Origin of the sequence: Duganella radicis (assembly GCF_009720825.1) — a bacterium.
Classification (GTDB): Bacteria; Pseudomonadota; Gammaproteobacteria; order Burkholderiales; family Burkholderiaceae_D; genus Rugamonas; species Rugamonas radicis.
Genome location: NZ_WNKY01000025.1, coordinates 70,359 through 80,772, shown reverse-complemented (window position 1 = coordinate 80,772; position 10,414 = coordinate 70,359). Strand labels below are relative to the sequence as shown.

General features: G+C 62.9%; 14 protein-coding genes. 5 read left to right on the top strand and 9 right to left on the bottom strand.

From position 1 onward, the window contains the following. Both GM676_RS20480 and GM676_RS20475 read left to right on the top strand, forming a co-directional pair. The coding region (locus GM676_RS20480; RefSeq protein WP_155465736.1) for a S1 family peptidase at positions 1–1,321 on the top strand (1,321 nt) is incomplete at its 5' end. Beyond that, positions 1,318–2,316 (top strand): FHA domain-containing protein, encoded by a 999-nt coding sequence (locus GM676_RS20475; protein WP_155465735.1) that lies wholly within the window; start codon positions 1,318–1,320, stop codon positions 2,314–2,316. The genes GM676_RS20480 and GM676_RS20475, both read left to right, overlap by 4 nt. Here GM676_RS20475 and GM676_RS20470 read toward each other — a convergent pair. After that, entirely contained in the window at positions 2,313–2,933 is a 621-nt protein-coding gene (locus GM676_RS20470) for an FxDxF family PEP-CTERM protein (protein WP_155465734.1), read from the bottom strand. The two genes, GM676_RS20475 and GM676_RS20470, sit on opposite strands and share 4 nt — an antisense overlap. A 105-nt stretch (positions 2,934–3,038) precedes the next feature. Further along, positions 3,039–3,572 (bottom strand): TetR/AcrR family transcriptional regulator, encoded by a 534-nt coding sequence (locus GM676_RS20465; protein ID WP_371866316.1) that lies wholly within the window; start codon positions 3,570–3,572, stop codon positions 3,039–3,041. A gap of 163 nt (positions 3,573–3,735) precedes the next feature. Between GM676_RS20465 and GM676_RS20460 the strand changes: the two genes are divergently transcribed. After that, complete coding sequence (locus GM676_RS20460) at positions 3,736–4,974, top strand: MFS transporter (protein ID WP_155465732.1); 1,239 nt, start codon at positions 3,736–3,738, stop codon at positions 4,972–4,974. On the opposite strand, the gene GM676_RS20455 is transcribed toward GM676_RS20460, so the two are convergent. Beyond that, entirely contained in the window at positions 4,971–5,273 is a 303-nt protein-coding gene (locus GM676_RS20455) for a hypothetical protein (protein WP_155465731.1), read from the bottom strand. The genes GM676_RS20460 and GM676_RS20455 overlap by 4 nt on opposite strands. 207 nt (positions 5,274–5,480) lie before the next feature. On the opposite strand from GM676_RS20455, the gene GM676_RS20450 reads away from it, so the two are divergent. Beyond that, the gene (locus GM676_RS20450) at positions 5,481–5,753 is read left to right on the top strand and encodes a BrnT family toxin (RefSeq protein WP_155465730.1); all 273 of its coding nucleotides are present in this window, start codon (positions 5,481–5,483) and stop codon (positions 5,751–5,753) included. Beyond that, complete coding sequence (locus GM676_RS31865; RefSeq protein WP_229262789.1) at positions 5,683–6,180, top strand: DUF433 domain-containing protein; 498 nt, start codon at positions 5,683–5,685, stop codon at positions 6,178–6,180. Before GM676_RS20450 ends, GM676_RS31865 begins: the two co-directional genes overlap by 71 nt. Here the strand turns inward: GM676_RS31865 and ispF are convergent. From ispF to nuoN, 6 genes are read right to left on the bottom strand one after another with little or no spacing between them, the layout of a single operon-like run. Beyond that, positions 6,120–6,608 (bottom strand): 2-C-methyl-D-erythritol 2,4-cyclodiphosphate synthase, encoded by a 489-nt coding sequence (gene ispF, locus GM676_RS20440; protein WP_155465729.1) that lies wholly within the window; start codon positions 6,606–6,608, stop codon positions 6,120–6,122. The genes GM676_RS31865 and ispF overlap by 61 nt on opposite strands. 2 nt (positions 6,609–6,610) lie before the next feature. Further along, the gene (ispD, locus tag GM676_RS20435; RefSeq protein ID WP_155465728.1) at positions 6,611–7,318 is read right to left on the bottom strand and encodes a 2-C-methyl-D-erythritol 4-phosphate cytidylyltransferase; all 708 of its coding nucleotides are present in this window, start codon (positions 7,316–7,318) and stop codon (positions 6,611–6,613) included. Positions 7,319–7,326: 8 nt separating this feature from the next. Continuing rightward, positions 7,327–8,013 carry a hypothetical protein gene (locus GM676_RS20430; RefSeq protein ID WP_155465727.1) on the bottom strand — a complete coding sequence of 229 codons (687 nt, stop codon included), beginning with the start codon at positions 8,011–8,013 and terminating at the stop codon, positions 7,327–7,329. After that, the gene (locus tag GM676_RS20425; RefSeq protein WP_155465726.1) at positions 8,010–8,561 is read right to left on the bottom strand and encodes an NUDIX domain-containing protein; all 552 of its coding nucleotides are present in this window, start codon (positions 8,559–8,561) and stop codon (positions 8,010–8,012) included. The genes GM676_RS20430 and GM676_RS20425 overlap by 4 nt, the downstream gene beginning before the upstream one ends. Positions 8,562–8,594: 33 nt before the next feature. Beyond that, positions 8,595–8,900, bottom strand: coding sequence for a DUF2818 family protein (locus GM676_RS20420; RefSeq protein WP_155465725.1), 306 nt, complete (start codon positions 8,898–8,900; stop codon positions 8,595–8,597). Then, a complete protein-coding gene (gene nuoN / locus GM676_RS20415; protein WP_155465724.1) occupies positions 8,900–10,405 on the bottom strand; it encodes an NADH-quinone oxidoreductase subunit NuoN in 1,506 nt (501 codons plus the stop codon). The genes GM676_RS20420 and nuoN overlap by 1 nt, the downstream gene beginning before the upstream one ends. Between the last annotated feature and the right edge of the window lie 9 nt (positions 10,406–10,414).

Here is a 10,414-nt window from a genome sequence, read left to right as displayed (position 1 = left end):
AGCGCCGGCGCAGGCCGGCACGCCCGGCGCCGGCGTTGGCGCCAGCAGCGCCGATGCCAATGCCGACACCGCCCCGCTGCCGCCGCCGTCCAGCGCCGCCCAGCACCTGTACGCCGCCGCCAAGAACGACATCCTGCAAGTGCGCTCGCTGCTGAAAAGCGGCCGCACGCAATCCTCGGTCGGCTCTGGCTTCCTGATCGGCACCAGCAACCTGGTGCTGACCAATTACCACGTGGTCTCGCAATTCGCGCTCGATCCCGACACCTACGTCGGCGAATGGGTGGACACCGGCGGCCAGCGCGGCAATGTGGAACTGCTGGCGGTCGACGTGCTGCACGACCTGGCGGTGCTGCGCGTCAACCGCAACGGCACCGGCTTCTTCAAGATGCCGGAACAGCTGGCGCGCCTGACCCAGGGCCAGTACCTGTACTCGATGGGCAACCCGCTCGACCTCGGCTTCGCCATTTCCGAAGGCGCCTACAACGGCGTCATCACGCGCAGTTTCTACGACCAGCTGATGTTCACCGGCCCGATCAACTCCGGCATGAGCGGCGGGCCCAGCGTGACGGCCGACGGCTCGGTGGCCGGGGTCAACGTCTCCAAGCGCCTCGATGGCGAACTGGTCAGCTTCCTGGTGCCGGCCCGCTACGCGCAAGACTTGCTGAAAAAAGTCGAAGCCCAGGCCAAGGCGCCGACCGATTTCACCGCCGTGGTGGCGGGCCAGTTGCTGACTCACCAGTCCGCCATGGTCAACCAGCTGCTATCCAGCCCGCTAAGCCTGAAACCGATGGGGCCGTATCAGGTGCCGGTGCGCGAATCGGAACAGATGCGCTGCTGGGGCCGCTCCAATGTCAAGGCCGACAAGCCGTTCACGGTGGACGACGCCAGCTGCGCGATGGAATCGGCCATCTTCGTCAGCGGCTCGCTGCAAACCGGTCAGATCAGTATCCGCCACCAGTTCCTGCGCGGCGTCAATCTCGACAAGCTGCGCTTCGCCCAGCTGGCCAGCGCCTCCTTCAAGAATGAACACTTTGGCAGCAACAAGGACGCGCGCCTGACCGGCCCCAACTGCACCGAAGACTTCGTCAAGAACAAAGACCTGCCGCTGCGCGCCGTGCTGTGCGTGCGCGCCTACCGCAAATTCGCCGGCCTGTACGATTTCGCGCTGCTGACCGCCAGCACCGACCAGGGTTTGATGAGCTTGCAGAGCCGGCTCGACGCGCGCGGCGTCTCGTATGAAAACGGTCTGCGCCTGTCGCGCGTGTTCCTCGAATCGCTGTCGCTGGCGCAGCAGAAGCCGAAGAAAGGAGGCGCGAAATGAAAGCCCCCTACTTCGTCGAAATCCTCGCCCGCAATGGCGACGTGCTGCACCGTCACAAGGTAGCGCAACTGCCGATCCGCATCGGCCGCAGCTACGACAACGAAGTCATCCTCGACGACGCCCACAGCGCCGCCAGCCACGCGGTGGTGGAAGCGGACGAGCACAATCAAGTGGTGCTGCGCGACCTCGGCAGCAAGAACGGCACGGTCTACAAGGGCCGCCGCCAAAGCAGCATCACGCTGGACGGCAACACCGTGGTGCGCCTCGGCCACACGCGCCTGCGGGTGCGGCCGTACGACTTCCCGGTGGCGCCGGAAATCGCCGACACCACCATGCACGGCTGGGAAGGCGCGACGCCGGCCACCATCGGCCTGGTGCTGATCGCCGTGTTCTCCTGTCTTGAGACGTGGCTGTCGGACGTCGAGCCATTCGCGCTGATCCGTTACCTGCTGGTGCTGGCGTCCAGCCTGGCGGCCGGCTTGCTGTGGGCTGGCGTGTGGGCGCTGGCCAACCGCCTGTTCGGCAGCCATGCGCGCATGGGACGGCATTTGTTCATTCTGGGCAGCGCATTGGCGACGGTGGGCTTGTGGCGCGCCGGCAGCTCGGTGCTGGCGTATGCGTGGTCGGCCGAATCGCTGACGCGCTACGGCAATCTGGTGACGCTGGCGATCGCCTGCGGCATGGTGTTCTTCCACCTGCTCACCATCAAGCCGCACCATCCGCGCCGCTTCCTCATCACGGCGACCGTGATGCTGCTGGCGGGTTCGGGATTGATGGTCATGGCCAACCTGCAAAGCACCGGCCGCGCGGCGGACGAGCTTTATATGTCAGTGCTGCTGCCGCCGGAAGTGCGGCATAGTGAGGATCACAGCGTCGACCAGTTCATGACCAACGCCGGCAAGCTGAAAGCGGCCGTCGACGACGCCCGCACGCAAACCGTCAAGAACGGCGCCGCCGACACCGAGGACGATGACGACGACGGCACCACCGATTAAGCCTGCTTCTTGCGGCGGGCCGCGAAACCAACCAGGCCAAGGCCGGCCAGCAGCATGGCGTAGGTTTCCGGCTCCGGGACGGCAGCGGCCAGGCTGACATTGTCCAGCACCGCGCCGGAGTAGCCGTCGCCACCCACGCTGCTAAAGGTCAGCAGCTGCGAGCCGGCGGTCGCGCCGGTGGTGAAGGAGAAGCTGTAAGTGGTCGGCGTGCCCGTGCCCACGTACACATTGCTGATGCCGTTCACATCCACTTGCACGGCGGTGTAGCTGCCATACGGATTGCGGCTGACGTCGAACGACAGCGTGTAAGTGGTGTTGGCGGCGTAGTTGAACGACTGCGACAACACACCCGGACCTGGCGTGCCCAGCATATCGACGCTGGTGTCGGTCACGGAACCATAGTTGTGCAGGATCAGGTCGACGGAATCGCCGCCGACAGTCCAACCCGTGATGCCGGTGTCGCCGGCCGACACCTTGAGGTAGCCGCCATCCGGCACGCTCAGCGTCGGATAGCTCTCGAAGCCACCGTTGACAATGATATTGGTGCTGGCCGAGGCGGCGCCGCTAGCGAATACGGCGGCGATGGCTGCTGCTTGAATCAGACGGGCGGTTTTCATGGCGGGCTTTCCTGAGAATGAGTTCGGTGAATTCATTCTACCCGCAAATTTCAAAATTACAACATAAATTTCAAATTGACAAATAATGTGATCTAAATGCAACGCCTATGCAGGCCAGCCGCGCAGTACCTGGTCCACGACTTCCTGTAGCTGCTTGCGGGTGGCGCCAGCGGCCGCTTGCACCGCCATGCCATTGGAAACCGTCATGACGTAGCGCGCCATCTGGCTGGCACAGAAATCAGCCGGCAGATCGCCCTCTTGCTTGGCCCGTTCGAAACGTTCGCGCAGCCGCACCTCGGCCGCCGCCCGCCTTTCGATCAGGGAATTGCGGATAGGCAGCGCGTCGTCGCTGCACGCCAGTGCGCCGTTGATGACCAGGCAACCGTGCGGCGCCTCTTCCTCGGTCTGGGCATTGGCGTTACCGCGCAAGAAATGCTCGACCACCTCGCGCGCCGTCCTCAACCCCAGCGCGGCGTCGAACAGCGGATCGTGGGTGGCGCCATAACGCTCCAGCGCCAGCCGGAACAGGTTCTCCTTGTTGCCGAACACGGCATACAAACTGGGCCGATTCATGCCCATGGCTTCGGTCAACTCCGGCAGCGAACTGCCTTCGTAACCTTTCTCCCAGAATACTTTCATGGCCTTTTCCAGCGCATTGTCCGCATCAAAGGTGCGCGGGCGGCCTATTTTTCGCTCTTTCATACCGTTCGGTTAAAAATTCATTGACAAAGCATCTCGCAGACGACATTATGAACCGACCAGTAAAAAACTCAAGCATTTTTACCGCTCAAAGGATTTCGTCATGCAAAACAACACCCAAGCCGCGCCGCAGGCCACCCAGCCAGCTGAGCTACCAGCCGCCCCCGCCCGCTCTCCCTGGCCGGGCGTGCTCTCCATCGCCATCGGCGCCTTCGCGCTGGTGACCACTGAATTCCTGCCGGTCGGCCTGCTGCCCGCCGTCGCCGCCGAACTTGGCGTGACCGAAGGCGTGGCCGGCATGATGGTCACCGTACCGGGCCTGGTGGCCGCCGTTGCCGCGATTCTGGTCACCGTCGGCATCGGCCGCACCGACCGCCGCTACGTGCTGTGGGGCCTGACCGCCACCATGCTGCTGTCCAACCTGATCGTGGCCCTCTCGCATTCCTTCCCGCTGGTGCTGTTCGGCCGCGCGCTGCTGGGCGTCGGTGTGGGCGGCTTCTGGGCGCTGGGGCCGGCGCTCAGCTCGCGCCTGGTGCCGCCGGGCTCGGAACCGAAAGCGCTGTCGATGATTTTCGCCGGCGTGTCGATCGGCACCGTGGCCGGCGTGCCTGCCGGTGCGCTGGTGGGTGAACTGTTCGGCTGGCGCGTCGCCTTCCACGCCGGCGCCGTGGTGGCATTGCTGGTGATGCTGACGCAAATGCGTCTGCTGCCATCGCTGCCGGCGAAGCAATCGATCACCGTCAGCCAGTTGCCGGAACTGCTGCGCGTGCCGAAAGCGCGGCTCGGCATCTTCATCACCCTGCTGATTTTTGTCGGCCAGTTCGCCGCCTACACCTACATCACGCCTTTCCTCGCCCAAGTCGCGCAGCTGGATGCCAAAACCATCAGCATTCTGCTGCTGGTGTATGGCGCGGCGGGCTTGGCGGGTAACGTCATCGCCGGCAAAATCCTGGCGCGCAGCGTGCGGGCCGGCTTGATCGCCACCGGCGTGGTGATGGGCCTGTCGACGCTGGCACTGCCTTTGCTGGGCACCGGCCTGATCGGCGCCGCGCTGCTGGTGATTATCTGGGGGATTGCGTTTGGCATGATGCCGATGTCGGTACAAACCTGGATCTTCCAGGCCGCGCCGCATGCGATGGAGAGCGGCGGCGCGGTGTTCGTCACCACCGCGCAGATTGGCCTGTCCAGCGGTGCGCTGGTGGGCGGGCTGGCGGTCGATCATCTGGGCGTGTCGAGCGCGATGGTGGTGGGTGGCGTGCTGGCGCTGGCCATGGCTTCGGTCGCACTGCGCTGGGCGCGCGATGGCGAGAAGCCAGCGGTGAAATTACACGCCGTGCATTAAAGCCGTACGCGCCGGTAAGCGCCGAGGAAGACATCGGCCTCGGCGTCCGACAAGACCTTGATCTCGTCGCCGTGCCAGACGTACAGGTACTGCGGGCCGCCCATGCGGTCCGTCAGCTTTGCGTTGACCAGAAAGATGGTGCCGAGCGGGTAGATGCTGGTGTCGCTCAGACGGCGCGAGCATTGCACTGGCAAGTCGGTCGCATAGGCCTGGCCGGACACGGGGTGAATCTCCACCCGGCCATTCCACTCCACCGACTCCACCGCCAGCTGCCGATAAGCGTACGCGTCACGCGCCATCATCTCTCCTTAAAGCCGTCATGGTAGCAGAGACTGGACGAATTCCAGGAAGGCCGCCGCCGGGACCGGCCTGGCAAAATAAGTGAAGCACCTTTGATCCAAGCTAAAGGATGAGTCAACAGCAGACGGAGGATATCGCAGCGATGTCTCCGGCCTGCTCTTTTTTTCAGTACCGCTTGAAGGACATCCTTAAGCCGCTAAACTGAAATGACTATCTACACGTGGGACGAAACCAAGCGCAAAGCTAACCTGCGCCTGCATGGCTTGGATTTCGCCGATGCGCATAGCGTGTTGGAGTGGAGTCAGGTGACTTATGAGGACACTCGCTACCATTACAATGAGCGCCGATTTATTACGCTCGGATACTTTCAAGGCTTTGAGGTGTCGATCGCACACACAGAGGACAACTATGGAATTCGAATCATCTCGTTCAGGAAAGCCAGCCGTTGGGAAAAACGAATACTGCATACAGCCCAGTAAATGGGAGCCTGTGATGCCACTGGCGTCGGACAACATTGTGTTTGATGAAGACTGTCCGGAATTGGATCTTTGCTACGCGATTGGCCCCATAGTGCGCTTCAAAGGCAAAGTCGTTCCTCCGCGCACTCGACCAACCGATCCATTCAATCCCGAGATATTGGCTTTGATGAAGTCGCGTGTTCCACAAATACAAATGGAAACAGACATCCTCGGCGGCATGCCAGTTTTCAAGGACACTTTGGTGCCGATTAAGCGGATGTTTGACTGCCTACTGGCAGGCAATGCGCTTGAGGATTTTCTACGTGACCATCCCTCCGTGCCACGCAGCACTGCGATCGCTGTGTTGGGGAACGAAGCGACGCTGTTTTACGAGGATATCAGCATCGCGATGGATTCGGCGGCGATGCCTTCTTCGCGGCCGAGGTAGCCCAGCTTTTCATTGGTCTTGGCTTTGACGTTGACCTGGCTGATGTCGACGCCCAGGTCTTCCGCGATGTTGGCGCGCATGGTCATGATGTGGGGCGCCATCTTCGGACGCTGGGCGATGATGGTGCAGTCGACGTTGCCGATGCTGTAACCAGTCGCCACCACGCGCTTGGCCGCTTCCCTCAGCAGCTTGCGCGAATCGGCGCCTTTGAACTCGGGATCGGTGTCGGGGAAGTGCTTGCCGATGTCGCCCAACGCGGCGGCGCCCAGGATCGAATCGGTAATGGCGTGCAGCAGCACGTCGGCGTCCGAGTGGCCCAGCAAGCCGACGTGGTGCGGGATGTCGACGCCGCCGATGATCAGTTTGCGGCCTTCCACCAGTGCGTGGCAGTCGTAGCCCTGGCCGATGCGGAATGGGAGTTTGGTCATGGTTAGTCTTCCTTTTCAGCCAGGTACATCTCGGCGATGCGGATGTCTGCCGGCAGCGTTACTTTCAAATTGCGTGGATGGCCTTCGATCAGGCGCGGGGCATAGCCCAGCATTTCGACCGCGCTGGCGTCGTCGGTGATGGCGTTGGCGTCGGGTGCGCTGCCCAGCGCACGCAGCAGCAGCGCGTAGCTGAACATCTGCGGTGTTTGCGCCGACCACAGGCCGTTGCGCGGCACGGTGGCGGCGCTGACGCTCACGCCTTCCGCGCCCGGTGCGCTGCGCTTCATGGTGTCGACCACCGGCAAGGCCAGCAGGCCGCCGGCAGGGTCGTCACCTACCCCTTCAATCAACCGGGCGATCAAAGCGGGCGTCAGGCCGGGACGCGCGGCGTCGTGGACCATGACCATGTCGCCATCCGCGAGCTGGCCGTCCAGCGCGCGCAGGCCGTTCAGCACGGAGTCCATGCGTGTGGCGCCACCGCAGCGCAGGACGGTCACGCCATCCAGATCCGCCGGCAGCACGGAATCAATCACGCCGTCTTCCGGGCTGACCACCACATAGGTGTGGGCGACCAGCGGCGATGCGCGGAATGCGTCCACCGCATGCCGCAGCATCGGCTTGCCGCCCACGCTCAGATACTGTTTCGGCCCATTCGCCGCCATGCGCGCGCCGACGCCGGCGGCCGGCAGCAATGCAAAATATTTCGTCATAACTCTCTTTATCTGCGGCGTCGCGCGACGATGCGCGCGATCTCGCCGTTACATACTTTGCCCAGCCGGGCGTATTCTTCCGGCGCATCGATCCTGGCCTGCTCGATCCTGCCCTTCTCGAATTCGTCGCGGATGAAGGGAAACCAGGTGCCGTTGATCTCATGCTCCAGCGCCGACATGGCGGTGCCGGATGGCGCATACAGCGGCTGTCCGGTGAAGCGCTTGTTCAAGGCATCCGTCACCACTTTCTCCACCCGTGCCAGATTCTCCATATAAGCTTTCAGGTGGCGCTGCTCGTGCGCCAGGATTTCGTTGTAGGCGCAAGTACCCGGCGGGAACTCGTTGCCGACGTAGATCAGCACCGGTGAATAATTGAGCGTAATCTCCACCCTGGGCGCGATGCACTCATAGCCGCTGGCCGCGTCCTGCAACACCGGCCCGCCCAGCTTGGCCTTGTACAGCCCCTTGGTCACGGTCAGGCCCAGCGTCTCCATGCGGTTGTCCATATGGCCCGCTTTCGCGGTCAGGGCGTGGTAAGGCAGCTGGTTGTTGATCGTAAAACCATTCTGATGAGACGACAGCACGGACACGGTCTTGCTGATTGTATCCTCGCAGCGGATCTGGAACGGCGTGCGCTCCGCCGCCTGCACGCCACCGAAGGCGAGCAAACCGGCGAGAGCGACGGCGGGTTTCATAGCTTCCAGTCACCCGAACGCAGCTTATCCAGCCAGAACACGCCGATCACGGTTTTCACGTCGGTGATTTTCCCTTCGCGTACCCATTGCAGCAGTTCGTCGATGGTGGCGGTGAAGGTTTCCAGGAATTCGCCTTCATCCAGCCTGGCGGCGCCGGCTTTCAGGCCGCGCGCCAGGTACAGGTCGAGGTGCTCGTCCGAGTACGCGATCGCATTATGGATGGTGGTGACGAATTGCCAATCGCCGCCGGTGTAGCCGGTTTCTTCCTCCAGCTCGCGCTTGGCGGCCACCAGCGGATCTTCGCCCTTGTCGATCTTCCCGGCCGGGAATTCGATGAACACGTCGCGCAGCGGATAGCGGTACTGGCGCTCCATCAGCACCGTGCCGTCATCCAGCAGCGGCAAAATCACCACCGCACCGGGATGCAGGATGTATTCGCGCGCGGTACGCTTGCCGTCGGGGAGTTGGATGGTGTCGCGTTGGACCTTGAGGAAATGGCCTGCGTAGACCAGCTCACCGTCGACCTGCGTTTCTTTGAGATTGTCCATTGCTGCTCCACATCGTTGAAGAACGATAGTGTATCAGCCGTGGGCCTTGCGCAGGTAGCGGAGGATGAAACCGGGAAAGCCGAGGACCAGGAACATGCAGCCGGAGATCGCGTAGAACTCCCAGCCTTGGGGGAAGCGTGCGCCGATCTGGGTTTCCAGCGCAAAGCCCACCGCGCCAACGACAAGGTAGAGCGCCGTCATTTCCAGCAGCCGGATGAACAGCGGCTTGGGCGCCCATTTGGCCGGCACGACGGCGAACAGCTTGTCGTTGAAGAACGGCAGGTTGGCGGCCGCGATAGCGATCGCGATCACCAACCAGCCGGCGGTGGAGATGTCCATCAGGTCGCCAAGGTTACCTTGATGGCCGACAGGCAAGCTGCCAGCAACGGGCCAGGCAGAACGCCCAGGGCCACGATGGCCAGGCCGTTCAGGCTCAGCACCAGCTTGACGTCGCCGTATGCGGCGAGCGGCGAGCTGTCTTCCGGCTCATCGAACCAGATGTGCTTGATCACGCGCAGGTAGTAGAACGCGCCGATCAGCGAGAACATCACCGCGAACACGGTCAGCCAGATCTGGCCGGTGCCCAGCACCGAGTTCAGCACAGCGAACTTGGCGGCAAAGCCCATCATCGGCGGCACGCCGGCCAGCGAGAACAGCAGGATGGTCATCACCACCGCGAACCAGCCGCTACGCTTGCTCAGGCCCTTGAAGTCGCTGATGTTGTCGGCGTCGAAACCGGCGCGCGACAGCAACATCAGGGTGCCGAAGGTGCCAACGGTGGTCAGCACGTAGGTGATCACGTAGTACATGGCGCCGCTGTAGGCGGCGGCGATGCCGGTGCGGTCGGTGGTGCCGGCCACGCCCGACAGCAGGCCCAGCAGCACGAAGCCGATCTGGGCGATGGTCGAGTAAGCCAGCATACGCTTGATGTTGGTCTGCGCGATGGCGGTGAGGTTGCCGACGGCCAGCGACAGCACGGCCAGCACCAGCAGCATTTGCTGCCAGTCGAACGCCATCGGCAGCAGGCCTTCCACCAGCAGGCGGATGCAGATCGCGAAGGTGGCGATCTTCGGTGCGCCGCCCAGCAGCAGGGTCACGGCGGTAGGCGAACCGTCGTAGACGTCCGGCACCCACATGTGGAATGGCACGGCGCCCAGTTTGAAGGCCAGGCCAGCCACCAGGAACACGATGCCGAACACCAGGATGGTCGGCTTGATGGTGCCGGCCGCCACAGCGGCCGAAACGCCGCGGATATCCAGCGTGCCGGTCGCGCCGTACAGCATCGACATGCCGTACAGCAGGAAACCGGAAGCCAGCGCGCCCAGCACGAAGTACTTCATCGCCGCTTCGGTCGCACGCACGTTGTCGCGGCGCATGGCCACCAGCGCGTACAGCGACAGCGACATCAGTTCCACGCCCAGGTAGATCGACAGGAAGTTCGAGCCCGAGATCATGATCAGCTGGCCCAGCATGGCGAACAGCGCCAGCACGTAGAACTCGCCGCCCAGGTTACCGCTCAGCATGCCGCGGTCATCGGCGTACTGGCGCGAATACACCAGCGTCATACCCATGGTCAGGTAGGTGAACAGTTTCAGCAGGTTGGCCATCGGGTCCGACACGAACATACCGTGGAAGGTATAGGTGGTCGCGCCCGAAGCGAAGTCAGCATAGCTGATGCCGGCGCAAATCAACAGCGTCAGCAGGGACAGCACGTAGGTGATCGAACGCTGCGCCTTGGACAGGAACATGTCGATCAGCAGAATGGCGGAAGCGCAGATCGTCACCGCGACCTCGGCATACGCCGGGACCAGGTTGATCGCCTCTTGTGGAATAGGTGTAGTCATGTATGTGTT

Coding starts and splice junctions, on each gene's coding strand:
- GM676_RS20430 (WP_155465727.1), bottom strand. CDS start 8,013: ATGAAACCCGCCGTCGCTCTCGCCGGTTTGCTCGCCTTCGGTGGCGTG.
- ispD (WP_155465728.1), bottom strand. CDS start 7,318: ATGACGAAATATTTTGCATTGCTGCCGGCCGCCGGCGTCGGCGCGCGC.
- nuoN (WP_155465724.1), bottom strand. CDS start 10,405: ATGACTACACCTATTCCACAAGAGGCGATCAACCTGGTCCCGGCGTAT.
- GM676_RS20470 (WP_155465734.1), bottom strand. CDS start 2,933: ATGAAAACCGCCCGTCTGATTCAAGCAGCAGCCATCGCCGCCGTATTC.
- GM676_RS20420 (WP_155465725.1), bottom strand. CDS start 8,900: ATGGACATCTCCACCGCCGGCTGGTTGGTGATCGCGATCGCTATCGCG.
- GM676_RS20465 (WP_371866316.1), bottom strand. CDS start 3,572: ATGAAAGTATTCTGGGAGAAAGGTTACGAAGGCAGTTCGCTGCCGGAG.
- GM676_RS20425 (WP_155465726.1), bottom strand. CDS start 8,561: ATGGACAATCTCAAAGAAACGCAGGTCGACGGTGAGCTGGTCTACGCA.
- GM676_RS20460 (WP_155465732.1), top strand. CDS start 3,736: ATGCAAAACAACACCCAAGCCGCGCCGCAGGCCACCCAGCCAGCTGAG.
- GM676_RS20475 (WP_155465735.1), top strand. CDS start 1,318: ATGAAAGCCCCCTACTTCGTCGAAATCCTCGCCCGCAATGGCGACGTG.
- GM676_RS20450 (WP_155465730.1), top strand. CDS start 5,481: ATGACTATCTACACGTGGGACGAAACCAAGCGCAAAGCTAACCTGCGC.
- GM676_RS31865 (WP_229262789.1), top strand. CDS start 5,683: ATGGAATTCGAATCATCTCGTTCAGGAAAGCCAGCCGTTGGGAAAAAC.
- ispF (WP_155465729.1), bottom strand. CDS start 6,608: ATGACCAAACTCCCATTCCGCATCGGCCAGGGCTACGACTGCCACGCA.
- GM676_RS20455 (WP_155465731.1), bottom strand. CDS start 5,273: ATGGCGCGTGACGCGTACGCTTATCGGCAGCTGGCGGTGGAGTCGGTG.